The 24843-nt window shown below is 67.7% G+C and carries 24 protein-coding genes, 5 tRNA genes and 1 riboswitch; of the genes, 24 read left to right on the top strand and 5 right to left on the bottom strand.

Translation table 11 applies throughout. From position 1 onward, the window contains the following. The first annotated feature begins 38 nt into the window (after positions 1 to 38). The 17 genes from J3A72_RS17045 to J3A72_RS16965 all read left to right on the top strand — a co-directional run bounded on the left by J3A72_RS17045 (position 39) and on the right by J3A72_RS16965 (position 17911). The gene (locus tag J3A72_RS17045; RefSeq protein ID WP_075075698.1) at positions 39 to 2438 is read left to right on the top strand and encodes a DNA internalization-related competence protein ComEC/Rec2; all 2400 of its coding nucleotides are present in this window, start codon (positions 39 to 41) and stop codon (positions 2436 to 2438) included. Between the two features lie 3 nt (positions 2439 to 2441). Continuing rightward, the gene (locus J3A72_RS17040) at positions 2442 to 3104 is read left to right on the top strand and encodes a MotA/TolQ/ExbB proton channel family protein (RefSeq protein ID WP_014646605.1); all 663 of its coding nucleotides are present in this window, start codon (positions 2442 to 2444) and stop codon (positions 3102 to 3104) included. A gap of 3 nt (positions 3105 to 3107) precedes the next feature. Then, entirely contained in the window at positions 3108 to 3530 is a 423-nt protein-coding gene (locus J3A72_RS17035; RefSeq protein WP_014036620.1) for a biopolymer transporter ExbD, read from the top strand. After that, complete coding sequence (gene msbA / locus J3A72_RS17030) at positions 3527 to 5275, top strand: lipid A export permease/ATP-binding protein MsbA (protein ID WP_014646606.1); 1749 nt, start codon at positions 3527 to 3529, stop codon at positions 5273 to 5275. Before J3A72_RS17035 ends, msbA begins: the two co-directional genes overlap by 4 nt. After that, a complete protein-coding gene (lpxK, locus tag J3A72_RS17025) occupies positions 5275 to 6294 on the top strand; it encodes a tetraacyldisaccharide 4'-kinase (protein ID WP_049406353.1) in 1020 nt (339 codons plus the stop codon). Before msbA ends, lpxK begins: the two co-directional genes overlap by 1 nt. Positions 6295 to 6369: 75 nt before the next feature. Next, complete coding sequence (gene kdsB, locus J3A72_RS17020) at positions 6370 to 7143, top strand: 3-deoxy-manno-octulosonate cytidylyltransferase (RefSeq protein WP_014646608.1); 774 nt, start codon at positions 6370 to 6372, stop codon at positions 7141 to 7143. Beyond that, on the top strand, positions 7140 to 7628 hold the full coding sequence (locus J3A72_RS17015; protein WP_075075699.1) for a low molecular weight protein-tyrosine-phosphatase: 489 nt from the start codon (positions 7140 to 7142) through the stop codon (positions 7626 to 7628). Before kdsB ends, J3A72_RS17015 begins: the two co-directional genes overlap by 4 nt. Beyond that, the gene (locus tag J3A72_RS17010) at positions 7625 to 9037 is read left to right on the top strand and encodes a hypothetical protein (RefSeq protein ID WP_014646610.1); all 1413 of its coding nucleotides are present in this window, start codon (positions 7625 to 7627) and stop codon (positions 9035 to 9037) included. The genes J3A72_RS17015 and J3A72_RS17010 overlap by 4 nt, the downstream gene beginning before the upstream one ends. Continuing rightward, on the top strand, positions 9034 to 10878 hold the full coding sequence (gene uvrC, locus J3A72_RS17005; protein ID WP_014646611.1) for an excinuclease ABC subunit UvrC: 1845 nt from the start codon (positions 9034 to 9036) through the stop codon (positions 10876 to 10878). The genes J3A72_RS17010 and uvrC overlap by 4 nt, the downstream gene beginning before the upstream one ends. 18 nt (positions 10879 to 10896) lie before the next feature. Beyond that, entirely contained in the window at positions 10897 to 11523 is a 627-nt protein-coding gene (gene pgsA, locus J3A72_RS17000) for a CDP-diacylglycerol--glycerol-3-phosphate 3-phosphatidyltransferase (protein WP_012510614.1), read from the top strand. A gap of 259 nt (positions 11524 to 11782) precedes the next feature. After that, positions 11783 to 11858: transfer RNA gene (locus tag J3A72_RS16995), tRNA-Gly, on the top strand. Between the two features lie 139 nt (positions 11859 to 11997). Continuing rightward, positions 11998 to 13104 carry an NAD(P)/FAD-dependent oxidoreductase gene (locus J3A72_RS16990; protein WP_075075706.1) on the top strand — a complete coding sequence of 369 codons (1107 nt, stop codon included), beginning with the start codon at positions 11998 to 12000 and terminating at the stop codon, positions 13102 to 13104. Positions 13105 to 13218: 114 nt separating this feature from the next. Continuing rightward, positions 13219 to 13294 (top strand) — tRNA-Gly (locus J3A72_RS16985). A gap of 367 nt (positions 13295 to 13661) precedes the next feature. Then, a complete protein-coding gene (locus J3A72_RS16980; protein ID WP_032959318.1) occupies positions 13662 to 15125 on the top strand; it encodes an efflux transporter outer membrane subunit in 1464 nt (487 codons plus the stop codon). Then, complete coding sequence (locus J3A72_RS16975; RefSeq protein WP_032959316.1) at positions 15122 to 16261, top strand: ABC transporter permease; 1140 nt, start codon at positions 15122 to 15124, stop codon at positions 16259 to 16261. Before J3A72_RS16980 ends, J3A72_RS16975 begins: the two co-directional genes overlap by 4 nt. 10 nt (positions 16262 to 16271) lie before the next feature. After that, positions 16272 to 17000 (top strand): ABC transporter ATP-binding protein, encoded by a 729-nt coding sequence (locus tag J3A72_RS16970; protein ID WP_032959314.1) that lies wholly within the window; start codon positions 16272 to 16274, stop codon positions 16998 to 17000. After that, positions 16997 to 17911 (top strand): HlyD family efflux transporter periplasmic adaptor subunit, encoded by a 915-nt coding sequence (locus tag J3A72_RS16965; protein ID WP_075075705.1) that lies wholly within the window; start codon positions 16997 to 16999, stop codon positions 17909 to 17911. The genes J3A72_RS16970 and J3A72_RS16965 overlap by 4 nt, the downstream gene beginning before the upstream one ends. 2 nt (positions 17912 to 17913) lie before the next feature. Here J3A72_RS16965 and J3A72_RS16960 read toward each other — a convergent pair whose 3' ends face one another. Both J3A72_RS16960 and J3A72_RS16955 read right to left on the bottom strand, forming a co-directional pair. Further along, positions 17914 to 18363 carry a hypothetical protein gene (locus J3A72_RS16960; RefSeq protein ID WP_014646638.1) on the bottom strand — a complete coding sequence of 150 codons (450 nt, stop codon included), beginning with the start codon at positions 18361 to 18363 and terminating at the stop codon, positions 17914 to 17916. Then, positions 18356 to 18757 (bottom strand): hypothetical protein, encoded by a 402-nt coding sequence (locus J3A72_RS16955; RefSeq protein WP_209572057.1) that lies wholly within the window; start codon positions 18755 to 18757, stop codon positions 18356 to 18358. Before J3A72_RS16955 ends, J3A72_RS16960 begins: the two co-directional genes overlap by 8 nt. A gap of 130 nt (positions 18758 to 18887) precedes the next feature. Here J3A72_RS16955 and J3A72_RS16950 point away from each other — a divergent pair. From J3A72_RS16950 to J3A72_RS16930, 5 genes are all read left to right on the top strand, one after another. Continuing rightward, positions 18888 to 18963, top strand: a tRNA-Gly gene (locus tag J3A72_RS16950). A 142-nt stretch (positions 18964 to 19105) separates the two neighbouring features. Next, positions 19106 to 19181, top strand: a tRNA-Gly gene (locus J3A72_RS16945). Positions 19182 to 19247: 66 nt separating this feature from the next. After that, positions 19248 to 19321: transfer RNA gene (locus tag J3A72_RS16940), tRNA-Cys, on the top strand. Between the two features lie 121 nt (positions 19322 to 19442). Beyond that, the gene (locus J3A72_RS16935) at positions 19443 to 20357 is read left to right on the top strand and encodes an ADP-ribosylglycohydrolase family protein (protein ID WP_014646667.1); all 915 of its coding nucleotides are present in this window, start codon (positions 19443 to 19445) and stop codon (positions 20355 to 20357) included. A gap of 217 nt (positions 20358 to 20574) precedes the next feature. Further along, positions 20575 to 20844: a hypothetical protein gene (locus J3A72_RS16930; RefSeq protein WP_032959304.1), complete on the top strand. Its 270-nt coding sequence runs from the start codon at positions 20575 to 20577 to the stop codon at positions 20842 to 20844. Positions 20845 to 21019: 175 nt separating this feature from the next. On the opposite strand, the gene J3A72_RS16925 is transcribed toward J3A72_RS16930, so the two are convergent. After that, complete coding sequence (locus tag J3A72_RS16925) at positions 21020 to 22093, bottom strand: hypothetical protein (RefSeq protein WP_075076753.1); 1074 nt, start codon at positions 22091 to 22093, stop codon at positions 21020 to 21022. Positions 22094 to 22353: 260 nt separating this feature from the next. Here J3A72_RS16925 and J3A72_RS16920 point away from each other — a divergent pair, with 260 nt between their 5' ends. Both J3A72_RS16920 and J3A72_RS16915 read left to right on the top strand, forming a co-directional pair. After that, positions 22354 to 22872, top strand: a complete 519-nt coding sequence (locus J3A72_RS16920; RefSeq protein ID WP_075076755.1) for an ATP-binding protein — start codon at positions 22354 to 22356, stop codon at positions 22870 to 22872. Between the two features lie 141 nt (positions 22873 to 23013). Further along, positions 23014 to 23847 (top strand): AraC family transcriptional regulator, encoded by an 834-nt coding sequence (locus J3A72_RS16915; protein ID WP_014646671.1) that lies wholly within the window; start codon positions 23014 to 23016, stop codon positions 23845 to 23847. 3 nt (positions 23848 to 23850) lie between these two features. On the opposite strand, the gene crcB is transcribed toward J3A72_RS16915, so the two are convergent. Beyond that, positions 23851 to 24243, bottom strand: a complete 393-nt coding sequence (crcB, locus tag J3A72_RS16910; RefSeq protein ID WP_014646672.1) for a fluoride efflux transporter CrcB — start codon at positions 24241 to 24243, stop codon at positions 23851 to 23853. 81 nt (positions 24244 to 24324) lie between these two features. Continuing rightward, positions 24325 to 24388, bottom strand: a riboswitch (Fluoride riboswitch). Positions 24389 to 24410: 22 nt separating this feature from the next. Continuing rightward, a complete protein-coding gene (locus J3A72_RS16905; RefSeq protein ID WP_005415999.1) occupies positions 24411 to 24812 on the bottom strand; it encodes a helix-turn-helix transcriptional regulator in 402 nt (133 codons plus the stop codon). Positions 24813 to 24843 lie beyond the last annotated feature (31 nt).

Below are 24843 nucleotides of genomic sequence, written 5' to 3'. Positions count from 1 at the left end.
GATAGGCAACCTGCCGCCGGCAGCGGCAGGCTGGCCTCATGGCCATCGAGCGCTCCCCGTCTCCCTTGCTGGGCAGTGGCACCGCTGGGGCGCTGACACTGGGGGCGTTGGGCTGCGTGCAGCTGTCGCAGCTGCCGCCGCTGTGGGTCTGCACGGTGATGATCGTGCTTGGCATGGCCGGGTGGGGCCTGCGATGGCGGGGGCGCCTGCCGGCGGTCATGCTGCTCGGTGCCGGATGGACGTCGATGCACGCGCACTGGGCAATGCAGGACCAGCTGCCACCGGGCCAACCGGCTCGGGATGTAGTGGTCAGTGGCCGGGTCATCGATCTGCCGGATCATCGGGCCGCGCACACCCGCTTAGTGCTGCAGGTCAGCGAGAGCCGCGAACTGCCATCGCTGCGCGGCAAGCGCCTCCAGGTCACCTGGAACGACGGCTGGCAAGGCAGGTCCAGCGCCGCTGCCGAGGGGCGGCGCAGGCAGGTCCTGGCCGGTGCGCAGTGGCAGCTGGCGCTGCGTGTGCGGGCCCCTCGCTCGCGGATCAATCCCGGGGGTTTTGACAGTGAGCGTCATGCGCTGCTGCGTGGCGTAGCCGGCACTGGAACGGTGAGGGCGCCGGCCAGCGCGCGTGAGCTGCAGGCCGGACATGGCCTGCCGGCATGGCGTGAGCGCACCAGCGCCGCCATCGCGCTGCAAGTGGCCCATCCGGCCGCCCGTTTCGTGCAGGCGCTCGCCCTGGGCGACACGCGTGGCCTGTCCGACACCGATTGGGATCAGCTGCGGGCGCTGGGGCTGACCCATCTGGTGGCCATTTCCGGATTTCATGTCGGGGTGGTGGCGGGGCTGGGGGCGTTGCTGTGCCGAGGGCTGTGGTGGCTGTGCCCCCTGCTGGCCCGGCATTGGCCACGTCCACAGGCGGCGGCCTGCGCCGCGGCGCTGTCCGCAGCGGGCTATGCGGTGCTGGCCGGTGGTGAGTTGCCGACCGTGCGCACGGCACTGATGATCGGGCTGGTGGCCCTGGCGCGCAGCGGGCGGCGCCCGCTCGGTCTCGTGCAGGGGCTTGCGCTGGCGGCGCTGGCGCTGCTGCTGCCGGCGCCCCTGTCGGTGCTGTCAGCGGGCTTCTGGCTCAGCTTCGGCGGCGTACTGTGGCTGGTGTGGTGCTTGCCGCAGGGACGTCCGCGCGGGGTGGCCGCCAACCTGCGCGGGTTCCTGGCCGCACAAGGGGTGGCCAGCGTCGGCCTGTTGCCGCTGGGCATCGCCTTGTTCGGTGGCACCGCCTGGCTGGGGCCGCTGGTGAACCTGCCGGTCATCCCGTGGTGGACATTGCTGGTGGTGCCCCTGTCGCTGCTGGGCACCGCCCTGCAGGCGCTGCACGACGGCGCTGGGCGCTGGGCGTGGCGCGCGGCGGCGTGGCTGTTCGAGATCAGCTGGCAGGCCCTGCAGCCACTGGCGGCGCACCCGCAGGCGATGTGGTGGCTGGCCGAGGCGCCGGCCTGGGCGGTGCCGGCGGCGCTGCTGGGGGTGTTCTGGTGGCTGCTGCCACGGGGGGCCGGGGGCTGGCTGGCTGGCCTGCTGCTGTGCCTGCCGCTGCTGTGGCCGGCGCGTGAGCGCCCGGCCGAGGGAGAGCTGGAGCTGCTGGTGCATGACGTCGGCCAGGGCACGGCGGTGTTGCTGCGTACTGCGCGGCATGCCCTCTGGTATGACGTGGGGCCGCCGAACGGGGGCGAGGGCAGCGAGCGGATCCTGGTTCCGTCACTGCGGGCCCTGGGCCAGGCGCCGCCCGAGCGGGTGCTGCTCAGCCACGACGATCTCGATCATGCCGGCAACCTGCCGAGCCTGCGTCTTCAGCTGCCGGGGCTGCCATTGCTGGCGCCGCCGGGAAGTACGATCGCCGGGGCCGGCCGTTGCCAGCGCGGCCTGCGCTGGCACTGGGATGGCGTCGATTTCCAGGTGCTGCACCCGGATGCCGGCAGCCAGCGGGCCGAAAACGAAGACAGCTGCGTGCTGCGCGTGGCCGGTGCCCATGGCGTGGTCCTGTTGCCGGGGGACATCGGCCGTCCGGCCGAACAGGCGCTGTTGCGGGCGTCTGCGGCGGCGCTGAAGGCGGATGTGGTGCTGGTGCCGCACCATGGCAGCGGCGGCAGTTCCAGCGCGCCCTGGGTGGCGGCGGTGTCAGCCCGGCTGGCACTGGTCTCGGCCGGCCACCAGAACCGTTTCGGCCACCCGCGCAAGGACGTGGTCCGGCGCTGGCAGGCGCAGGGCGCCGAGGTGGTGTCCACTGCGGAGTCCGGGGCGATCCGCGTATGGCTTGGCGCACAAGGGCTGCAGCTGCGTGAACAGCGCATCCATGCATCCCGGTGGTGGGATGCCGCTGGGCGGGCGCGGTCGGCTGCTATCCTATCGCCGATCGAACAAGCGGCCGTTGGGCCGGAGGGTTGAAACGTGTGGGAACTGGTCAAGGCCGGTGGCTGGCCGATGGTGCCGCTGCTGCTGTTGGGCGTACTGGCTTTGGCGATCATCCTGGAGCGTTTCTGGTCCCTGCGGCGAACGGAGGTGCTGCCGCCCGGTCTCGGCCAGGAAGTGCGCAACTGGGCCGCGCGCGGCAAGCTTGACCCCGCGCACCTGCAGACCCTGCGTGCCAACTCGCCGTTGGGCGCGCTGCTGGCGGCCGCGCTGGAAGCCCGCAACCGCCCGCGCGACCAGATCCGCGAGCGCATCGAGGATACCGGCCGTCACCTGGTGCACCGCATGGAGCGGTTCCTCAACGCGCTGGGCACCATCGCTTCGGCCGGCCCGCTGCTGGGCCTGCTCGGCACCGTGATCGGCATGATCCAGATGTTCCTGGGCATCCTCGACCATGGCGTGGGTGATGTGAACCAGCTGGCCGGTGGCATCGGCAAGGCCCTGGTGTGCACCGCCACCGGCATGATCGTGGCCATCCCGGCACTGATGTTCCATCGCTACTTCAAGGGCCGCATCCACGGCTACGTGGTGGAGATGGAACAGGAGGCCAGCGCCCTGCTGGATACGCTCGACGGCCGCCCGGGGGTGATGAACCCGTCCCCGTCGGCGCGCCCGGCCAACGCCGCTGCGGCGAAGGCCTGATCGATGCGTATCGGCAATGACCGATCCCAGGATGAGCCGCATATCGATCTGGTCCCGCTGATCGACGTCATCCTGGTGCTGATCATCTTCTTCGTGGTCACCACCACCTTCGATGCGCGCTCGACGTTGCAGGTGCAGCTGCCCACCGCCAGCCAGCAGCCCAACAACGAGCCGCCGCGTTCGCTCAGCGTGCTGATCAACGCCGAAGGCCGTTATTTCATCAATGACCAGGAAGTGCTGCGCAGCGATGTCGAGTCCGTCAAGCAGACCATCGCCGCCGTCGCCGGCAGTGATCGCAGCCAGCCCGTGCTGCTGCGCGCCGACGCGCGTACTCCCTACCAGGCCGTGGTGACTGCGCAGGACGCGCTCGGTCAGCTCGGTTTCCGTCGTATCGCCATTGCAACTGCGCCAGAGGTGCGTCCATGAGTTCCCATCACGCGCCGGTGTGGCCGATCTACAAACGTCTGCTGGGCTACACCCGCACCTACTGGGTGTTCATGGTCGGCGCGGTCATCGCCATGGTGGTCGAAGCCCTCGCCGGCTACCACTTCACCAAGCTGATGGAGCCGCTGGTCAACGAAGGTTTCGTCGATCCGCAGCCGCGCGCGGCCGTGGTGCTGCCGCTGACCATCCTCGGCCTGTTCCTGATGCGCAGCCTGGCCACCTGGGTCAGCGACTACACGCTGGCCAAGACCGGCCGCAGCGTGGTCCGCGACCTGCGTGAGCAGGTGCTGCAGAAGTACCTGCACCTGCCGTCGTCGCACTTCGATACCGAAGCGACGCCGGTAATGGTCAGCCGCCTCAACTTCGATACGGAACAGGTCACCCAGGCCAGTGCCGACGCGCTGAAGACCGTGGTCGCCGATACCCTCACCATCATCGCGATGCTGGCAGTGATGCTGCAGATGAGCGTCAAGGTGACCCTGGCGATGCTGCTGGTGGTGCCGCTGATCGGCGGCATCGTGTCCTACGTGGGCAAGCGCTACCGTCGCATCAGCCGCGGCATCCAGGACGGCATGGGCACGATGGCGCAGACTGCCGAGCAGTCGCTGGCCGCGCAGCAGGAAGTGAAGGTGCACGGCACCCAGCAGCATGAGATCTCGCGCTACTCGCGCCTGGCCAACCGCATGCTGGCGCTGAACATGAAGGTCGAGGTCACCCGCGCCGCCGCGTCCAGCGTGGTGCAGTTCCTGGCCGCACTGGCGCTGGCGGTGATCGTCTGGGTGTCGACCCGCGAAGCCCTGGCCGGCCGCCTCAATGCCGGCCAGTTCATGGGCCTGATGACCTCGATGATGGCCATCATTCCCTCGCTGCGCCGACTGACCAGCGTACAGACCTCTATTTCGCGCGGCGTCTCCGCCGCCGAGCGCCTGTTCGGCATCCTCGACATGCCGGTGGAGCGTGATGAGGGCCAGCACCGCGTGCAGCGCGTGCGCGGCGAACTGGCGTTCGACCACGTCATGCTGCGCTACCGCGAAGATAGCGGCATTGCCCTGGACGACATCAGTTTCGTTGCCAGGCCGGGCACGGTGACGGCCATCGTCGGCCGTTCCGGCAGCGGCAAGACCAGCCTGATCCGGCTGGTTCCGCGCTTCTACGAGCCCAGTGGCGGCGTCATCACCCTCGATGGCGTGGCCCTGGATGACTATCCGCTGGCCGACCTGCGCCGGCAGGTGGCGATCGTCGGGCAGAAGGTGATGCTGTTCGATGACACCATCGCCGCCAACATCGCCTACGGCATGGAGGCGACCGATGAGCAGATCCGTGCGGCGGCCGAAGCGGCCAATGCCTGGGAATTCATCGCACGCATGCCGCAGCAGCTGCAGACCCCGGTCGGCGAGAATGGCGCGCTGCTGTCCGGTGGCCAGCGCCAGCGCCTGGCGATTGCCCGCGCGATCCTGCGCGACGCGCCGATCCTGATCCTCGACGAAGCCACTGCGGCGCTGGACAACGAATCCGAGCGCCTGGTGCAGGATGCGCTGCAGCGCCTGATGCCGGAACGCACCACGCTGGTCATCGCGCACCGCCTGTCGACCATCGAGCATGCCGACCAGGTGCTGGTGATGGACCATGGCCGCATCGTTGAACGTGGCACCCACAAGGAGCTGCTCGAACTGGGCGGCCTTTACCAGCATCTGCACAGCATGCAGTTCCGCGAAAGGCAGGACTGATGGCCGGCAAGGGTACCCAGACCCCGGCGTACTGGTACGACGGCAGCCCCGTTCCGTGGACGATGCGCCTGCTGGCGCCGCTGTACGCAGGTGTCACCGCGCTGCGTCGGCGCGCCTATCGGCGTGGCTGGCGCAAGCGCCACTCGCTGCCGGTGCCGGTCATCGTGGTCGGCAACATCACCGCCGGTGGTACCGGCAAGACGCCGCTGACCATTGCCCTGGTCGAGCGCCTGCGCGCGGCCGGCTGGAAGCCGGGCGTGGCCAGCCGTGGTTATGGTCGCGAAGACGCCGACAAGCCGCTGTGGGTGCAGGCCGACACGCCAACTGCCAAGGGCGGTGACGAGCCGGTGCTGATCGCCTGGAAAACCGGTGTGCCGGTGCGCGTGGACCGCGACCGTGTCGCCGCCGGCAAGGCGCTGGTCGAGGCCGGCTGCGATGTGATCGTCTGCGACGATGGCCTGCAGCACTACCGCCTGGCGCGCGACATCGAGATCGAAGTGGTCGATGCGCAGCGTCGCTATGGCAATGGCCGGATGATTCCGGCCGGGCCGTTGCGCGAGCCGGTCAGCCGCGCCAGCGAATGCGATTTCCGGGTGGTCAACCTCGGCCAGGCCGATGAGGAAACCGCAGCGCAGGCCTGTGGCTTCGGCCAGTGGCCGATGGCGCTGCACATCGACAGTGCACAGCCGCTGGCCGGTGGCCGCGCTCGCCCGCTGGCGTACTTCAAGGGCCAGCGCGTGCATGCGGTGGCCGGCATTGCCCATCCCCAGCGCTTCTTCGACATGTTGCGCGCGCGTGGGATCGGTGTGGTGCCGCATGCGTTCGCCGACCACCAGGCCTACCAGCCGCAGGACCTGTCCTTCGGCAGCCAGCTGCCGGTATTGATGACCGAGAAGGACGCGGTGAAATGCCGTGCGTTCGGCAACGACTGGCACTACGCGGTTCCGTTGCGCGCCGAGCTGCCCGCGGCGTTCTGGGTGGCGCTGACCGATCGCCTGGACAAGCTGCGGCCGAACTGAGTGGCGCGGCGGCGCTTGCATTCACGCGCTGCTGCCCGCATTCCCGTTGTAACGAGCCTGCCGAGTACCGCCTGCATGACTGAATTCGTCGTCGCCATTCCGGCCCGCTATGCCGCCTCGCGGCTGCCGGGCAAGCCGTTGCGCCCGCTGGGCGGCGAGCCGCTGGTGCTGCATGTGGCGCGCCGCGCGCTGCAGGCCGGTGCCCGTGAAGTCTGGGTAGCGACCGACGATCAGCGCATTGCCGATGCGCTGTCCGGGCTGGCCGAAGTGAAGGTGGCGATGACCGCGACCACGCACGCCTCCGGCACTGATCGCCTGGCCGAATGCGCACGCATTGCCGGCTGGGCCGATGACACGGTGGTGGTCAACCTGCAGGGCGACGAACCGTTCGCACCGGCGGCCGGTATCCGTGCGGTGGCCGATGCGCTGGTCGCAGGCACTGCGACGATGTCGACTCTCGCCACGACCGTCGAGGACGCGCACACCCTGTTCGACCCGAACGTGGTGAAGCTGGTGCGCAACGTGCGCAACGAGGCGATGTACTTCAGCCGCGCGCCGATCGCCTGGCACCGCGACGGCTTCGCACGCAGCCGCGACACGCTGCCGGACGGCCACCACTGGTTGCGCCACATCGGCATCTACGGCTATCGCGCCGGCTTCCTGCAGCAGTTCGCGGCGATGCCGCCGGGCCAGCTGGAGCAGGTCGAATCGCTGGAGCAGCTGCGCGTGCTGGAAGCGGGCTATCCGATCAGCGTGGCGATCTCGCCCGAGCCGTTCCCGCCGGGCATCGACACGCCCGAGGACCTGGAGCGCGCCGAGGGGCTGCTGCAGGCGATGGCGCCGCGATGAGGCTGCTGGTCGTCTGCCTCGGCAACATCTGCCGTTCGCCGATGGCCGAAGGCGCGCTGCGCGCACGCCTGGTTGCCTCGCCGCTGGCCGGGCGGGTGCAGGTTGATTCGGCTGGCACCGGCGACTGGCATGTGGGCGAGCCGCCGGACCGCCGCGCGATCGCCTGCGCGGCCGGGCACGGCGTGGACATCGGCGGCCTGCGCGCACGCCAGCTGCAGGCCGTGGATTTCGACCGTTTCGACTGGATCCTGTGTGCCGACGAGGCCAACCTGCGTGATGCCGGGCGCCTGGCGTCGGCGGCCCAGCGTGAACGGCTGGCGTTGTACCTGCCCTGGTCGGGCGTTCAGGGGCGGGTAGCCATCCCCGACCCCTACACCGGCGGCAGCGATCATTTCGAACAGGTCTGGTCGCTGGTCGACGATGCTGCAAAACGTGCGGTGGCACGACTGTTGCATGACGCCGACTCCGGCATAATCGGGTCATGAACGTCCAGCCCGTCCCGGACCTGCCCGAGTTCGCCACCTGGCTCAATGCCACCCCTTGCACCCTGACCGAACTGCGCGGCCGGCCGGTCGCGCTGCTGTTCGTCAATGCGGCCTCCGCCTGGAGTGCGCAACGCCTGGCCGAGTTCGGGCAATGGCTGTCGCGCCACCCCGGCAAGCTGCAGCCGCTGGTGCTGCAGGTGCCGCGCTTCGATTTCGAGCGCGACGCCAGTGCCGCACTGAAGCTGCTGCGCCGCCAGGGTCTGGCCATGCCCGTACTGCTCGATGCCGATTGGGATGGCTGGCGCCGCTTCGGCGTTACCGCCTGGCCGACCGTGGTGCTGCTGGACGCGCAGGGTCGCGAGCAGCAGCGGCTGGTCGGGCAGGGAGCACCCGGTGAACTGGAGCGCGCCCTGAACACGCTGTGCCAGGGCGCGCCTTCGGCGCCGCCGCGCGGCGGCAGCGAACTGCATCCGGAACCACGCCAGGCGCTGCGGTTCCCGCTGGGCCTGGCGGTCAGCACCGAACGCCTGTACATCGCCGACAGTGGCCATCACCGCATTCTCGAATGCAGCCATGGCGGCCGCATCCTGCGCCAGTTCGGCCTCGGTACCGCCGATTTCATGGACGGCAACCTGGCCGAAGCGGCGTTCCACCGCCCGCAGGCGCTGGTGCTGGAGCGCGATTCGCTGTACGTCGCCGACACCGGCAACCATGCGGTGCGCCGCATCAACCTGCTGACCGGCATCGTCGACACGCTGTGTGGCAACGGACGTCCCGGTGCGCCGATGGAAGGTCCGGTGGCGCAGGCGCGGCAGGTCTCGCTGGACCATCCTGTCGGCCTGGCCATCGCCGACAACCAGCTGCACATCGCGATGGCCGGCGACAACCGCATCTGGAGCTACCACCTGGGCCAGCGCAGCCTGCAATGGCGCGCCGGCAGTGGTTCCATCGACGAGCGTGACGGCAGCGGCCACCTGGCTGCCTTTGCCCAACCGACTGCGCTGGCCGTGGTGCAGCAGGTGTTGTACGTCGCCGACGCCTTGGGATCCTCGATCCGTGCACTGCAACTGCGCGGCGACCTGGTGCAGACGCTGGTCGGGCAGGGGCCCTGGCGCTTCGGCAGCGAAGACGGCCCGCGTGCGCAGGCCAGCCTGCAGTATCCGCAGGCGATCGCATTGAGCGCGGACGCTCCGCTGCTGTGGATTGCCGATACCGGCAACGGTCGCCTGCGCACGCTGCGCCTTGGCGGCGGTGAACTGACCACCCAGCCGCTGCCGCGCCGCCTGCATGGCCCGGCCGGATTGGCGGTGGGCGCCGGTGCGGTGTGGATCGCCGAGACTGACGCCCATGCCGTGCTGCGATTCGACCCCGACAGCGGCGTGCTCAGCGAAGTCCCGATCAGCGAATGACCGACGTTCCCGCCCCGGCCTTCGACGGCAAGGCCTTCGCGGCCCAGCTCAGCACCGCCCCTGGCGTGTACCGCATGTACGCCGCCGACGACACCCTGCTGTACGTGGGCAAGGCGCGCGCGCTGCGCAACCGTGTCGGCAGCTATTTCAACGGCAGCCCGAAGAACGCGCGGATCATGTCGATGATCTCGCAGATCACGCGCATGGACGTGACCGTGACGCGCTCGGAAGCCGAGGCGTTGCTGCTGGAAAACCAGTTGATCAAGTCGCTGTCGCCGCGCTACAACGTCTCACTGCGCGATGACAAGACCTATCCGCATGTGCTGCTGACCCGCGAGGACTGGCCACGCATCGCGCTGCATCGTGGTCCGCGTGCCATTCCTGGGCGCTACTTCGGACCGTATCCCGGCGTCACCGCCGTGCGCGAGACGCTGAACCTGATGCACAAGCTGTTCAAGCTGCGCAGCTGCGAGGACAGCGTGTTCCGCAACCGCTCGCGGCCGTGCCTGCAATACCAGATCGGGCGTTGCAGCGCGCCGTGCGTGGAGCTGGTCCCGGCGCCGGAGTACGCCGAGTCGGTGCGCCGCGCCGCCCTGTTCCTGGAAGGCAAGAGTGACGAGCTGACCCGCGAACTGGGCGAGCAGATGCAGGCCGCCAGCGAGGCGCTGGAGTTCGAGCAGGCCGCGCGCCTGCGCGACCTGATCTCCTCGCTGCGCAGCATGCAGACCCGCCAGTACGTGGATGGCCGCGCCGCGGACCTCGATGTGCTGGCCGTGGCCATGCAGGGCTCGCAGGCCTGCGTGCTGCTGCTGGCCTTCCGTGATGGCCGCAACCTCGGTACCCGCCCGTTCTTCCCGCGCACCAATGGCGAGGAAAGCCCGGAAGAGGTGCTTGCCGCCTTCGTCTCGCAGTACTACATCGAATTCGAGCCGCCGCGCGAGATCCTGCTGGACCGCGAGATTCCCGACGCCGACCTGCTGGTCGCCGCGCTGTCGGCCTCGGCCGAGCGCAAGGTGCAGCTGAAGTGGAACGTGCGCGGCGAGCGCGCCGGCTATGTGGAACTGGCCAGCCGCAACGCGCAGCTGACCCTGGCCACCGAACTCAACAGCCGCAATGCGCAGCACGCGCGCAGCGATGCGCTGCGCGAGATGCTGGGCCTGGCCGAGCCGGTCAAGCGTGTCGAGTGTTTTGATATCAGCCACACCCTGGGCGAGGCCACCGTAGCCTCGTGCGTGGTGTTCGACGCCGCCGGCCCGGTGCGCGCGCAGTACCGCCGCTTCAACATCAGCGGCATCGAGCCGGGCGACGACTACGCCGCCATGCGCCAGGCCATCGACCGCCGTTTCCGCCGCGCAGTGGAAGAGCAGGGCGTGCTGCCGGACGTGCTGCTGATCGACGGTGGCGCCGGCCAGCTGTCGCAGGCCCAGGCCGCACTGGCCGATCTGGGCGTGGAAGGCGTGCTGCTGGTGGGCGTGGCCAAGGGCGTGGAGCGCCGTGCCGGCCACGAAGCGCTGGTGATGCCCGATGGCCGCGAGCTGCGCCCGGGCGCGGCCAGCCCGGCGCTGCAATTCATCCAGCAGGTGCGCGACGAGGCGCATCGCTTCGCCATCACCGGCCACAGGGGGCGCCGCCAGAAGGCGCGGATGACCAGCAAACTGGAGGATATCCCCGGCATCGGGCCGCGCCGCCGCGCCAGCCTGCTCAAGCATTTCGGCGGCCTGGTGGGCCTGAAAGCCGCTGGCGAAGCGGAAATCGCCAAGGTGGAAGGCATCAATGACGCCCTCGCGGCACGTATCTACGCTAACCTGCACGGGTTGGCCACGCCTGATGCGGCCGAGTAGAGAGAGAAGCACGCAAGCATGAAGTTGACCCTGCCCACCTGGCTGACGTTGTTGCGGATCGTGATGATCCCGGTGCTGGTGCTGGTGTTCTACCTGCCCTACACCTGGACCAACTTCGCTTCGGCGGCGATCTTCGGCCTGGCCGCGATCACCGACTGGCTCGATGGCTGGATCGCACGCCGTTACCAGCTGGAGTCGGCCTTTGGCGCCTTCCTCGACCCGGTCGCGGACAAGCTGATGGTGGCGGTGGCGCTGTTCCTGATCGTGCAGGGTCATCCGACGCCGTGGATGGCGTTCTGGGCGGCGGTCATCGTCGGCCGCGAGATCGCGGTGTCGGCGCTGCGCGAATGGATGGCCGAGCTGGGCCAGCGCGCGAAGGTGCGCGTGGCGATGATCGGCAAGGTCAAGACCACCGCGCAGATGGTCGCGCTGTTGTGCCTGCTGTATTCGGTGGCCCCGAACGTGCCGGTGGAAGACATCTGGATGGGCTGGCCGGTGTTCCATATCGGCGACTGGACCCTGGCCATTGCCGCCGTGCTGACCCTGTGGTCGGGCCTGCAGTACCTGCACGCCGCCTGGCCGAGCCTGCGCGACGATGAGCGCGCTGCGCGCGAGCGTGCGCGGCAGAAGAAGCTGGGCAACTGAGCCCGGGGTCTGAGCCCCGGGGTCGCCCGGGGTCGGATCCCTTTCCGAAGGAAAGGGCTCTGACCCCATCGATGCGCCTATCCCCGCATGGCGTGGACCTACTGGAAATGCTGCGTCCACGGATGGTGCGGATCCATCAGTTTGCGGAGACGCTGTGGTAGATCCACGCCATGCATGGATACGCGGTGCAAGGCGCCTCGCAGGCCCCGAAAAAACCGCTTGACGCCATCCTTGGAACAGGTAGAATTTCGCCTCCCAAGCGGGAATAGCTCAGTTGGTAGAGCGCAACCTTGCCAAGGTTGAGGTCGCGAGTTCGAGTCTCGTTTCCCGCTCCAGATTCAAGAAGAACGCTCCCGGAAGGGAGCGTTTTTTCGTTTGTGTGCAGGGCACTTCATCCCTGCTTCACCGCCACCCCATCGCCTCACCACGCGTGCTCGCGAAGCTGTATCTCCGTTCCAGCCCGGCGATGCCGCGATGCCTCATCAATCCTCTGCTTACGACCACGATGTGGTCATCGTCGGCGCCAGTTTCGCCGGTGCCGCCTGCGCCTTGGCCGCCGCGCAGTACGGTCTGCGCGTCTGCGTGCTGGAACGCAAGGTCGACCCCGGCGAGCGCCTGCACACCACCGGTATCGTGGTGAAAGAAGCGATGGAGGAGACCTGGTTGGGGCGCATGCCCGAACATCTGGTGGACCGGGTCGCAAACGTGCGCCTGTATGCGCCGAACCTTCGCAGCGTGTTGCTGGCCGCACCGGGCTATTACTTCCTCACCACCGATACGCCGAACCTGATGCGCTGGCTGGCCAGCGAGCTGCATGCGAACGGCGTCGACCTGCGCCTGCAGCAGTCCTTTACCGACGCCCATCGCAGTGGTGACGGCTGGCAGGTGGATGGGGCAGGGCGATGCGCCTATCTGGTTGGCGCTGACGGCGCACGCTCACGCGTGGCACAACGCACCGGGCTTGGCCAGGTGCGTGACAACCTCTACGGCGTCGAGCGTGAGTTCGCCGGCCTGCAGGTGTCGCAGGGCGATGCACTGCATTGCTTCGTCAGCAAGCGCTACGCACCGGGCTACATCGGCTGGGTCGCGCAGAATCCGACCGGGCTGCAGGTGGGATTGGCGCTGCGTCATGACCCGCAACAGGTACGGCCGCCGGATATCGATGGCTTCCTCGACCACGTGCGCAATGTGGTCGGCATTCCGCCTTCGGCGCGTCCCTCGGCCACCCGCGCCGGCTTGGTCCCGTGCGGCCGGCCGGATGGGCCCTTCACCGGCCAACGCGTGATCCTGACCGGCGACGCGGCAGGCATCGTCTCGCCGCTGTCCGCCGGCGGCATCCACTCCTCGTGGCGGCACGGCTGGGCGGTCGGCGAGGCGATTTCCCGCCATCTGCGTGGGCAAGGGCCGGAAGCGGAACGGGTGGCGCGGCAGGTGGCGCCGGCATTCCATGGCAAGCGCCTGCTGCGCTGGGCGATGGACCATCTGCAGGCCGACTGGCCGCTCAACGCACTGCTGCACACGGGGGCCACGCGGCGCATCGCCGAGCAGGTCTACTTCCACCGCCGTGGCCTGCGAACCTGAGGTGTCGGTCCTGAGGGCCTGAACGCCTCCCGCAATGCCGGTGAAAATTCCTGTTGACGCCGTGCAGCAATATCGACACAATAGCGCTCCTTCGACGCAGGTCGAACGGAATCTGCGGGAATAGCTCAGTTGGTAGAGCGCAACCTTGCCAAGGTTGAGGTCGCGAGTTCGAGTCTCGTTTCCCGCTCCAGATTCAAGAAAAACGCTCCCGCAAGGGGGCGTTTTTCGTTTGTCATGACGTTGGCCAGGCGGGTCGCTACAGGCGGGCCACGACATTTTCATGGTGGGCGTGGTAAGTCTGCAGCTGGGGGCGATTCCGACATTGGTGTCGCAATCGGCATGACGGGGGGCGCAGCGATCGTGGGGACGATCGGAAGCACCTGGCACGAGGGGCTGCAACAGACGCAATGACCTGGAATCCGCACCAGTGTTCCGCCTGCTGCAGGCGCTGAAAGGCTGGCGAAAGGCCTGCGCCGGCGTTGCCTGAACCGCACGCGTGCTGTGACCTTTTTCGGACCATTTCTCCATGTTCGCTCCACAATCGCACGGTAGCCTTCATGCTCCTTCTACACGTTGGCGGGCTGGTGGTCAGGCGTATCACTTCAGTGGCAGTGCCCAGGACGGGGCGCGGACTCTCCCTGCAGGCAGTGCTGCGACCCGGCGCGCTGCTCGCAAGTCTCGCATTGGCGGGCTGCATGTCGGTGCCGGTTCCGGATCTGCCTGATCGCACGCCCAGCACCTGGACCCAGGTGCCGCAGGGCCAGGGCGTGGCGGTGGACGCCAAACAGTGGTGGAAAGTGTTGTCCGACCCAGCGCTGGATGGACTGGTCGATCAGGCCATCGCCGGCAACCTCGACCTGCAGCAGGCCACGCTGCGCCTGCAGGCCGTGCGGATTGTCGCCGGCACGTCCGATTCGCGCTTCCTGCCGGAAATCACGGCCAGCGCCAAGCAGGTGCAGGATGCCGCTGCGGTCGACACCTACTTCCACGCGGGTATCGAAGCGATCTGGGACCTGGGCCTGTTCGGCGCCGCCGAGAGCGCGCAGTTGAGTGCACAGGCGTCGGCCGGCAATGCCGAGGCGCTGCGTGGTGCCGCGCAGGTCGCGGTGATCGCCGACGTGGTGCGCAGCTATCTGGATCTGACCGTGGCGCAGGCCCAGCAGGACCTGTTGGCCCGCCAGCAGGCGGTGGACGATCGCGGCGAACAGTTGGCCCTGGTACGCCAGCGCCTGCGCCTTGATGAGCCCGGCGAACTTGATCGCCTGCGTGCACGCCAGGCCGCCACCCGCGCGGCCACGGCACAGGCACGGGAAAACGCGGACAACGCTGCCCGTGCGTTGGCTTTGCTGCTGGGACGCGATGGCCCGGACCCGGCCTGGCGTGCCTATCGCACGCCGCCGACGCTGGGTGCGTTCTCGCTGCAGCAGGTCCCGGCCGATCTGCTGCGCCATCGGCCGCAGATCCTGCTGGCCGAATCGGAGGTGATGCAGGCTGCTGCCAGCAAGGGTTCGGCACGCGCCGCGATGTATCCGCGTGTCAGCCTCGGTGGCTCCATCCTGTACGCCTACAACCTCACCCAGAACGCCCGCTCCAATTCCGATTCGAGCCCGTCGATCGGCCCGTACATCGATATTCCGCTGTGGGACTGGGGCCAGCGCCGCGCACGCTTCCATGCCGATGAAAAGCAGCTGGATGCCGCCTTGCTGGGTTACCGCAAGGCGGTGCTGGAAGGCGTGAGCGAAGTGGAAGGCGCGCTCGGCAGCCTGGCGCGCCAGGACAGCAGCATCCAGTCGCTGCGCGCGGCCGATGATGCCGCCGGGCAACAGGTCAAGCGGCAGGCGCGGCAGGTGCAGTTGGGGCTGTCCAGCGAATTCGACGGGCTTGACGGGCAGCGTGCGGCACTCGCCGCGCAGGCCGACCTGATCGGTGCACAGGGTGCGCGCGTGCTGGCCTTTGCGTCGCTCTACCGCGCCCTCGGTGGTGCTCCGTTGCCTGTCGAGGGTGAGGGCGAATCGCAATGATCGCGCTGGCCCGCAAGACCCTGGCCTATGAGTGGCGCCGGTTCCTGCCGGTGGTGCTGGCGATGTGCTTCGCCGGTGTGCTGTTGATCGTGCAGGCGGCACTGGTGCTGGGCATCTTCGGTACCGCTGCGATCTACGTGAAAGCGTCCTCGGCCGACATCTGGGCGGGTTTCCCCGGCACCCAGAGCGTCAATTACGGCCATGCGATCAGCGCCGACGTCGAAAGCCACCTGCGCATGGACCCGGATGTCACCCGCGTCGAACCCTACGAGTGGGTCGATGGCGAATGGCGCTCGGGCGCGCAGGGTACCGGCAACGTGTCGGTATACCTGTCCGGCATCTCCACCGGCGATGACGCAATGATGTTCGCGCGCATCCTGCCTGCCGACCTGCGCGCGCAACTGCGCGAGCCGGGGGCGGTGATCGTCGACAGCGCCGACCTGGATACGCTGGGCGTGGACCTGCAGAGCAACCGTGCATGGATCAATGGCAAGGCGGTGCGCGTGGTCGCCGCGCAACCCGGCCTGCGTGGCCTCGGTGGCGTCAACGTGCTGGCCTCGCTGGATACCGCGCGTGCCATTGCCGGTACCGATCCGCACGAGGGTAGTACCTATTTCGTGGCGGGCCTGCGCTCGCCGGACCTGGCCGACCGCGTGCGCGACCGCCTCGCTGCGTCGATGGGCCAAGCCACGCCGGTCGAGTTCTGGACCGCGCCGGCGTTCGCCAGCCGTTCGCAGCAGTACTGGTTGTTCGACACCGGCGCCGGCATCGCGGTGCTGTTCATGGCCGTCATCGTCTGCTTCGTCGGCGCGGTGATCACCAACCAGTCGTTCGCCTCGGTGGTGGCTGGCTCGGTGCGCGAGTACGCCACGCTCAACGCGCTCGGCGCAGGTCGCTACGCGCTGGCACGGGTGGTATTCGAGCAGGCATTGCTGATCGGTGGCGTGGGCATGTTGCTGGCGGCGGCGTTCAGTACCGTCGTGCTGTTGATCGCACAGTCCCAGCGCGTGCCGGTGCAGCTGACGCCGATGGTCATCATCGGCTGCGTGGCGCTGGTCGCGGTGATGGCCATGCTGTCGAGCATCATGGCGGTACGCAGTGTGGTCCGCTCCGATCCATCGTTGCTGCTGCGTTGAGGACCGGCCGATGACCTCCAAACATGCCGTCGCCCCCACGTTGCAGGCCGACGCACTGGAAAAAGGCTTCATGTCCGGCGATGTACAGGTGCCGGTGCTGCGCGGCCTGTCGCTGGACATCTATCCGGGCGAGTTGACCCTGGTCTCGGGCCCTTCGGGGTGCGGCAAGAGCACGCTGCTGTCGCTGCTGTCCGGCCTGTCCGCGCCGGATGGCGGTCGCGTGCACGCGCTGGGTCAGGACGTGGGCCACATGACCCGCGGCGAGGTGGAGCGCTTCCGCCTGCACCATGTCGGCTTCGTGTTCCAGGGCTTCAACCTGTTCCCGGCACTGACTGCGCTGGAGCAGGTGCAGCTGCCGCTGGGCTACCGCGGCATGCGCAATCGCGAAAGCGAGCCGCTGGCGCGCAAGGCGCTGGAAGAAGTGGGCCTCAGCCACCGCAGCCACATGCGCCCGGCGCAGTTGTCCGGCGGTGAGAAGCAGCGTGTGGCCGTCGCCCGTGCCTTCGCCAAGTCGCCGACACTGATCTTCGCCGACGAACCCACCAGCGCGCTGGACGCCGAGAACGGCCAGCGCGTGATCGACATCCTGCATCGCTACGCACGTGCGCATGGCGCCACCGTGCTGTGCGTGAGCCACGATCCGCGCCTGATCCGGCATGCCGATCGGGTGATCGCCATGGAAGACGGCATGGTCCGTGATGACCGCCGCCAGAACGAAACCGTAGAGTCCGCCCCATGACCAAGACGTCGCACCTGCTTCCCCTCAGCCTGGTACTGTCCGCGGCACTGCTGCTTTGCGCCTGTTCCAGGGACGCGCCCGCCCAGGCACCTGCAGGTAAAGCCAGCACTGCCACCGCCGGCAAGGTTGCGGTGGCGCGCGGCATCATCGATGTCGAGGGTGGCCTGATCGCGCTGGCGCCGCCGGTGGATGGTTCGATCACCGCCGCGCTGGTGAAGGAGGGCGCCACGGTGAAGAAGGGGCAGCTTCTGCTGTCGCTGGACGGTGCGCTGCTGCAGCAGGAAGTGGCGATGGCCACCGCTGATCTCGCACTGGCCAATGACCGCCTGAAGGGCAGCCAGGCGCAGCTGCGCGAACTGGAGCGCAATGCCACCCGCCTGTCCACGGGTGCGAGCGAAGGCGTGTCGTCCAACCAGCAGGCCGATGCGGCCAAGCAGCAGCTGGCTGGCGTACGCGCCGATGTCGACGTGGCCGGTGCGCAGGTCGACATGGCCCAGCACAAGCTGGAACACGCCAGGCTGAAACTGCAGCAGATGTCGCTGAGCGCGCCGGAAGCCGGCACCGTGGTCAGCCAGGTGCCGGGCCTCGGCGCCTTCGTGCAGGCCGGCAAGCCGGCGATATCACTGCTGCCGGCGCGCCCGCTGCAGGTACGTGCCGAACTCAGCGCGGCCTACGCCGATGCCGTGCAGGTCGGCATGAGGGCCACCGTGGTGCCAGACAGCGATGGTGCCGAGAACGCCAGCACGCTGCCGCCCGCACGCGTGGTACGCATCAGCCCGGTGTTCGCGCAGGCTCGCCTGCCTGAAGACGCGGGGCGTGGCGTGGCCAAGGTGGTGGAGTGCGTGCTGGAGTTCGATGGCGAGGCCAAGGCGCGCTTCGGCCAGCATGTGCGGGTGGAATTCCGGAAGTAGGCCTAGTGCTGCAACGGGGGCGCATCCGCGCGCCCTCGACGCCTGAACGCCCGCCACGCGCTCACCGCCGACACCATGCACAGCGCCAGCAGCAGGCCCACGTCCAACAGCAGCAGCCACAGCAGATGCATGCCTTGTACCGGCGGCTGATGCATCGCCGACAGCATCCACGGCACCGACCACAGCAGCAGAAGGGCGAAGGCGATCAGCAGGCGCAGCCACAGGCGTTTCAGTCTCCACGGCCGCACGATCAAGGCGGCTACCACCAGTTCGACGGTGCCCAGCAACGCGAAGACGATGACGGTGCTGGTCGGGTAGGGCAGTTCGGCGCCTTCCAGGTGGTGCAGCAGCCAGTAGTCCGGAGTGAAGCCGGCATTGACCAGTGCGGCGATCAGCGCCAGCCAGGTCAGCGCGACCAGCAGCCAGAACAGGCGGATGTAACGTCTAGGCATCGGTGGTGTCCGTGGTGTAGCGGGAGGTTGCCCGCGACGAATAGCGCAGGCTTGCGGCGATTGCGGCCAGTGCCAGCAGGCCAGGTCCAGCGGTGAAGTACACCAGGCGCAGCGGATGGTCGTGCATCAGCGTCCAGCTGGCGAACGCCAGCGGCGCCGCCAGCACCAGCAGCTTGGCGAACAATGGCCGCAACACTGCGATCAGCAGTTGGGCGCCAATGAACATCCAGAACAGATGGAACTGGGCGACGCCCAGGCCGATGTCGCGATGGGCGGTGAAGCCGAAATGGTCGCGATACCAGTTCATTCCCAGCGGAATCAATGCCCAGTACAGCAGCGCCACCAGCAGATGCAGCATCAGGGCGATCAACAAGGGTTTGCCGCGAAGGAACATGGGCGCATGGGGCTGGGCGGGGCAGCGTACCCCAGTGCGGACGCCCGTGACCGCATGATGTGAAGACTGTTGACGGCGTGAAGGAATTTGGACACAATAGCGCTCCTTCGACGCAGGTCGAACGGAATCTGCGGGAATAGCTCAGTTGGTAGAGCGCAACCTTGCCAAGGTTGAGGTCGCGAGTTCGAGTCTCGTTTCCCGCTCCAGATTCTACAGGGCCCCGGCAGGGGCCTTGTTTTTCTCCCGCCACGGCAAGGCGGGGCACGTTGAGCCACAAGGCTTTGCGCGCAGTCAGAAAGGTGAAATCGCTGGTGTGTTTTCCGGATTTCCGGTAGCATGTCGGCTTACGCGGGAATAGCTCAGTTGGTAGAGCGCAACCTTGCCAAGGTTGAGGTCGCGAGTTCGAGTCTCGTTTCCCGCTCCATGTTCCGACAGGCCCCATCATGGGGTTTTGTCTTGTCAGGGTTCCGTTCCTGGCGCGCAGTACGTTGGCCTCATGGCAGAGTGGCTATGCACCGGATTGCAAATCCGTTTACAGCGGTTCGATTCCGCTTGAGGCCTCCAATTGAAAAGCCCTGACTCCGGTCAGGGCTTTTTTGTTGGCTACGATTGCTTTCCCGCTTGCGCGATCGTTGCGCGGCCTGGCGGCCAGTCATGGCGGATCCGGTGGCGCTACACTGGTCTGATGAACCAGATTGATCACTTCCGCGGCGCCTTGCTCGGCCTCGCGTGCGGCGATGCCGTCGGTACCACGCTGGAGTTCAAGCCTCGTGGCAGCTTCACCCCGATCACCGACATGGTGGGCGGTGGGCCGTTCCAGCTGCAGCCGGGGCAATGGACCGACGATACCTCCATGGCGATGTGCCTGGCCGAGAGCCTGGTGCGTTGTGACACCTTCGATGTGCACGATCAGATGAACCGCTACGCCAACTGGTACCGGCATGGGTACTGGAGTGCGACCGGCGAGTGCTTCGATATCGGTATGGCAACGCGGGCTGCGATCGACCGGTTCCTGCAGGATGGCCATCCGCTGGCGGGTAGTGACGACCCACGCAGCGCTGGCAATGGCTCGATCATGCGTTTGGCGCCGGTGGCATTGCGCTACGCCGGGACCCCCGACCTGCAGGCAATGGCCGAGCTGAGTTCGCGAACGACGCACGCTGCGCAGGAGTGCCTGGAGGCGTGCCGCTTGCTGGCGGTCGCGCTGGAGCGGGCGTTGGCAGGTGGCACCCGTGACGCGGTGCTGGATCTCAGCAATGTCCCCGTCGAGAGCGCGCGGCTGCAGCAGATCGCGGCGGGCGGCTACCGCGGTGCCGCGCGTGAGCAGATCCGTGGCAATGGCTATGTTGTCGACAGTGTCGAAGCTGCACTCTGGTGCTTTGATCGCCACGACACCTTTGAAGCCGTCGTACTCGAGGCGGCCAATCTTGGCGAGGACGCCGACACCACGGCCGCCATCGCGGGGCAGCTGGCGGGCGCATTCCATGGTGCGCGCGGAATCCCCGGGCGGTGGTTGCAGCGGCTGGCCCTGCGTGCCGAAATCCAGGCGCTGGCCGATGCGCTGCACGCCTTGAACCAGGGCAGCGACCGCGCTGCGTGAGTCGGGTTCCCTGCCTGTGAACTGCGCCGGCAGGACGCTCCCTGCCGTCGCCATTTCCGACGCCGCGAGGGAACCCGTGCGGCAGCTCGCATGCCGCGGCCGCCAGTCTCAGCAGGCCACGACATGGAAAGGCGCTATGGTCGGGTTCCACGTCTCAGGGAGCCGCAATGTCGAGCAAGGACATCACGCGTCGCTTCAGCCACGGAGCGAAACGGAAATGAGCAAAGTCATGGCAGATGTGCGTTGGCTGACCTTTCGGTTGAAGAACGGGCAATCCATCGGGCCGGAGCGGCTGAAGGACGGATGGGTGATTGCCTCGGAAACCGCCCGCTGCGAGGTCCGCCGCGAGCATATCGAGGGATCGGGCCTGGTGTATGCGCTGTATGCGCCGGCCAGCCTGGCCTCACCGCGGCGCGCGGAAATGCGCATGCGCGAATTCCTGATGAGCTCGGGCTACACCTTCACGATGGGCACGCTGGGCGGCTGACTGGGCCCGTCATGGTTGCGCTCGCACGGTCAGCGCCTGGCCCTGCATGCCGATCGGGCGGCGTGCATTGTGCAGCACCATGCTGGTCAGGCCGAGGCCTTGGCGGCTGAACGACACACGCCACCCGAGCAGCCCCTTCCCGCGCGGTGGTGATGCGTTGCGGCACGCGATGGACTCAGCGTTGCACTGCTTTCAAGGCGTCGACCACCTGTGTCCCAGAAAAACCACAGTGTCCTTCGCCCAGCGGCGGCAACACGCGTGGCAGCGGGCGTGCGCCAGCCCGTACGGCCAATTGCGGATACACCGTCTGCATGTGCGGCACGATGGTCGGGTCGTTGTGGTTGAACTGGATCACCAGCGGTCGCTTCAGTGCGCCGGTGATTGCCAGCGAGTTGCGGACATGCGCCTGCGCCGCGGGAACAGCGCTGACACGCTGCACGCCGGCATTGAACGCGGTGTCATCGCCAAAGCCGCTGTAGACCACGCCGATGTTGCCCATCGGCATGCCGCCGCTCCGTGCAGCCAGTTCATGCAGGACCAGCGCGTGCAGGCTGATCGTGCCGGCCAGTGCATCAGCGGAGACCTGCAGCCGCCGTGCCAGCACTGCGGCGTGCGACGGATCACGTTGCAGTGCATTGGCGATGCCCTGGTACAACTCGCCCTGCGGCAGCGCCGCCGCTTCGCGCGATAGCAGGCCGGTGGGCGGCAGCCCATCAGCCTGGGGGAACAAGTAATCGAACGCGACCAGCGTGGTCAGCAGATCGGTCGCGATCTGTTCGCCACTGAGATTGGCGCCGCACAGCGATACACCGCCGGTGTAGTGCTGCGGGAAGCGTTCGAGGCTTCCGATGGTCACGGCACCGCCCATCGAGAATCCCAGCATCCAGGTGTGGCGGACATGCTTGAGTTCACCCACTGCCTGCTGGCGCAGGCGTTCCATGTCGGTGATCGCATCGGCCACCGCCCAGCCCTGGCTGGCATAGGCGCTCTGCGCGACGGCGTAACCTGCTGCCAGCAGTGGTGCGGTGCTGTCATTGGCCGCCATGGGGGCGGTGCGCGGCACGCCGACCGGTTCATAGCCATGGGCCAGCATTACCAGGTCGCCGTTCCAGTCGGCAGGCACATCCAGCCGCCACGGTGCGCCCTGCCGCTCGCCGCTGAGCGTACGCGCTGCTGGCGGCGGTGCAGCCAGCGATGTGATCCAGGGCAGCAGGCAGAGGGCAAGTGCGCATCGAAGCAAGGGTCGCATCGGGGTCATTCCATGCGGGAATGGCGCCGAGCATAGATCCCTGCACCACCTTGCGCGCGCTGCACTGCCGCAGGGCATTGCCGGTCGGCGGTGCCGCGCTCTACGCTGGCGGCATGGCCCTGCACAGCATCGCGTCGATTATCCGCATTCCCCACGGAAAGGCGGGGTAGCGCGCGGTCATCACGGCCAGGCAACCTGCCCGGGAAGGCGGGTTGCATGCAGCGCTCTCCCGGGTAATGAATCCACCAAGGAGAATGCAGATGCACGACCTTTCATCGAACGACGCTGCGCCGACCCTGCACCTGGTGTGCGGCAAGATCGGTGCCGGCAAATCCACCCTGTCGCAGCAGCTGGCGTTGAAGCCGCGCCACGTATTGATCAGTGAAGACACGTGGCTGGCGGCGCTGTATCCGGGCGAAATCCATTCCATTGCCGACTATCTGCAGCGTGCAGCCACGTTGCGCAATGTGCTGGCCGATCATCTGCGCACATTGCTGCGCATGGGCGTCTCGGTGGTGCTCGATTTCCCTTTCAACACGCCGGCCGCGCGGGCATGGGCGCGCGAGCTGTTCGAACCGGAGGGAGCCGCGCACCAGCTGCATTTCCTGGATGTTGCCGACGAGGTCTGTAAGGCGCGGCTGCGCGCGCGCAATGCTCTCGGCGAACAACCGTTCCAGGCCAGCGACGAGGAGTTCGAACGTATCACCCGCCACTTCGTTGCACCGGCCGCGGAAGAGCGCTTCGTGGTGATGCGCTATACCGAGGCAGACCCGGCGTAGCGCAGCACCAGGCGGCCGTCGTCATGCTGGCGCAGCTGCATGAATCCGAGACGGATCACTCAGCCAGTGCCGCCCCCTCAACCGCCGATTCCGATACGATCTGTCACATTGAGTTAGTCTCGCTTGACCCGGAGTCCCGTCATGGTCGACCGTCTCGCCATTCTGCTGGAACGTTTTTCGGTCACCGCCTCGGTGTTCCATGCCGGCGCGCTGTGCGGCATCAACACGCTGGAGGGCGAGGATGAAGCCGGGCAGTTGCACCTGGTGCGACGTGGCCCGCTGCAGGTCAGCCACGGCCAGCAGACCGTGCAGGTCGAGGTGCCGAGCCTGCTGCTGTACCCGCGGCCGATGCCGCATCGGTTCAGTACCGATCCGCAGCACGGCGCCGACATGGCCTGCGCCAACCTGCATTTCGAGGGTGGACGGCTCAACCCGATCAGCGCCGCATTGCCCGATTTCATCTGCCTGCCGCTGGCCGATCTGTACGGCGGCAACGCAGCGCTGGAACTGCTGTTCGAGGAAGCCTTCGAGCAGCGCTGCGGGCGTGCGGCGATGGTCAACCGGCTGTTCGAGGTGGTGATGATCCAGGTGCTGCGCCAGCTGATGGAAGGTGGCGAAATGCGTGGTGGCCTGTTTGCCGGGCTGGGTCATCCGCGGCTGCGGCTGGCGCTGGTGGCGATGCATGAAGCGCCCGCACAGTCCTGGACCCTGGAAGATCTGGCCGAGGTCGCCGGCATGTCACGCAGCGTGTTTGCTGCCAGTTTCCGTGAGGCGATGGGCACCACGCCCGGTCAATACCTGCAGGGCTGGCGGGTGGGCCTGGCGCAGCAGGCACTGCGCCAGGGCAGACCGCTCAAGCGGATTGCCGACGATGTGGGGTACGGCAGCGAAGCCGCGCTGTCGCGCGCATTCAAGGCGCACACCGGGCAGTCGCCGCGCGAGTGGCGTGGGCAGGCCCGCGCCGGCGCGGCCTGAGCTTCAGCCCAGCACCAGCCGGGCCAGTTTCATGCCACCGAACAGGCCGACCAGGCCCAGTGCCACCGAACCGCCGGCGTACAACGCTGCCAGGCCGTGCTGGCCGCGCTGCAGCAGCACGCCGATTTCCAGCGCATAGGTGGAGAACGTGGTGTAGCCGCCGAGAACGCCGGTGGCCAGCAGCAGGCGCAGCTGCGGCGAGGCGCCATTGCGCAGGGCGAAGGCTTCGACCAGCACGCCCATCAGCAGCGCGCCGCTGATGTTGATCAGGAAGGTCGACCATGGCCACGGGCTGCCGACTGCCACCCGCGTACCGATCAGGTTGCAGGCATGGCGAAGGCAGGCGCCGAGCCCGCCGCCGATGAAGACCAGCAAGTAGTTGTTCAATGCGTGCATCACGTGCCTCGGGTACGGGTTCGCTGATTCGATGGCGAACGCCGAGGGCAGGCACGGCCTGCCATCGACGAACGCCGGTTCGTCCTGGCAGGAGCCATCAGCCCTTTCAGGCGGTTATCGGGGGAGCCCCATCCCCATCGGCGACCATGCTACCAGCGGTAGTGCATTCACGTCATCGAGGTCGTCAGCACCCGGATGACCTTGCTGCGGCTGAAGCCGTCCATCAGCAGTTCGAAGGCCAGCAGGTCCAGGGCCGCGTGGCGGCGGTGGTCGATCTCCAGGCCCTTCTCTTCCACCAGATGGCTGACCAGTTCGTAGGCGTCCTGCCAGACATCCAGGTGGGCCTGGCTGGGGATATAGGTATTGCCCCGCTCACCGACGCCAAGCCCGCTCACGCCATACAGCAGTTCACGCGCGTCCAGCTTGGCCGCATCGGCGATGCGGAACAGCTGTTCGGCCTTCACATGGGCGGGGCTGACGTGGTCGTTGAGCCAGTTGCTGATGGTTGCCGTCGTCGAATCGGCGGCGCGGGCCAGATCGGCCGGGCGAGGGTGCCCGGCTTTCTTCATGGCAATGGCGAGTCGTTGGCCGAGAGTATTC

This window comes from Stenotrophomonas sp. PvP093 (assembly GCF_017876915.1).
GTDB classification, from domain to species: Bacteria; Pseudomonadota; Gammaproteobacteria; order Xanthomonadales; family Xanthomonadaceae; genus Stenotrophomonas; species Stenotrophomonas muris.
Note: the sequence above shows the minus strand (reverse complement) of the source record. Positions and strands in the feature narration are given on the sequence as shown.

Coding starts and splice junctions, on each gene's coding strand:
- J3A72_RS17045 (WP_075075698.1), top strand. CDS start 39: ATGGCCATCGAGCGCTCCCCGTCTCCCTTGCTGGGCAGTGGCACCGCT.
- J3A72_RS17035 (WP_014036620.1), top strand. CDS start 3,108: ATGCGTATCGGCAATGACCGATCCCAGGATGAGCCGCATATCGATCTG.
- msbA (WP_014646606.1), top strand. CDS start 3,527: ATGAGTTCCCATCACGCGCCGGTGTGGCCGATCTACAAACGTCTGCTG.
- lpxK (WP_049406353.1), top strand. CDS start 5,275: ATGGCCGGCAAGGGTACCCAGACCCCGGCGTACTGGTACGACGGCAGC.
- kdsB (WP_014646608.1), top strand. CDS start 6,370: ATGACTGAATTCGTCGTCGCCATTCCGGCCCGCTATGCCGCCTCGCGG.
- J3A72_RS17015 (WP_075075699.1), top strand. CDS start 7,140: ATGAGGCTGCTGGTCGTCTGCCTCGGCAACATCTGCCGTTCGCCGATG.
- J3A72_RS17010 (WP_014646610.1), top strand. CDS start 7,625: ATGAACGTCCAGCCCGTCCCGGACCTGCCCGAGTTCGCCACCTGGCTC.
- uvrC (WP_014646611.1), top strand. CDS start 9,034: ATGACCGACGTTCCCGCCCCGGCCTTCGACGGCAAGGCCTTCGCGGCC.
- pgsA (WP_012510614.1), top strand. CDS start 10,897: ATGAAGTTGACCCTGCCCACCTGGCTGACGTTGTTGCGGATCGTGATG.
- J3A72_RS16990 (WP_075075706.1), top strand. CDS start 11,998: ATGCCTCATCAATCCTCTGCTTACGACCACGATGTGGTCATCGTCGGC.
- J3A72_RS16980 (WP_032959318.1), top strand. CDS start 13,662: ATGCTCCTTCTACACGTTGGCGGGCTGGTGGTCAGGCGTATCACTTCA.
- J3A72_RS16975 (WP_032959316.1), top strand. CDS start 15,122: ATGATCGCGCTGGCCCGCAAGACCCTGGCCTATGAGTGGCGCCGGTTC.
- J3A72_RS16970 (WP_032959314.1), top strand. CDS start 16,272: ATGACCTCCAAACATGCCGTCGCCCCCACGTTGCAGGCCGACGCACTG.
- J3A72_RS16965 (WP_075075705.1), top strand. CDS start 16,997: ATGACCAAGACGTCGCACCTGCTTCCCCTCAGCCTGGTACTGTCCGCG.
- J3A72_RS16960 (WP_014646638.1), bottom strand. CDS start 18,363: ATGCCTAGACGTTACATCCGCCTGTTCTGGCTGCTGGTCGCGCTGACC.
- J3A72_RS16955 (WP_209572057.1), bottom strand. CDS start 18,757: ATGTTCCTTCGCGGCAAACCCTTGTTGATCGCCCTGATGCTGCATCTG.
- J3A72_RS16935 (WP_014646667.1), top strand. CDS start 19,443: ATGAACCAGATTGATCACTTCCGCGGCGCCTTGCTCGGCCTCGCGTGC.
- J3A72_RS16930 (WP_032959304.1), top strand. CDS start 20,575: ATGAGCAAAGTCATGGCAGATGTGCGTTGGCTGACCTTTCGGTTGAAG.
- J3A72_RS16925 (WP_075076753.1), bottom strand. CDS start 22,093: ATGCGACCCTTGCTTCGATGCGCACTTGCCCTCTGCCTGCTGCCCTGG.
- J3A72_RS16920 (WP_075076755.1), top strand. CDS start 22,354: ATGCACGACCTTTCATCGAACGACGCTGCGCCGACCCTGCACCTGGTG.
- J3A72_RS16915 (WP_014646671.1), top strand. CDS start 23,014: ATGGTCGACCGTCTCGCCATTCTGCTGGAACGTTTTTCGGTCACCGCC.
- crcB (WP_014646672.1), bottom strand. CDS start 24,243: ATGCACGCATTGAACAACTACTTGCTGGTCTTCATCGGCGGCGGGCTC.
- J3A72_RS16905 (WP_005415999.1), bottom strand. CDS start 24,812: ATGAAGAAAGCCGGGCACCCTCGCCCGGCCGATCTGGCCCGCGCCGCC.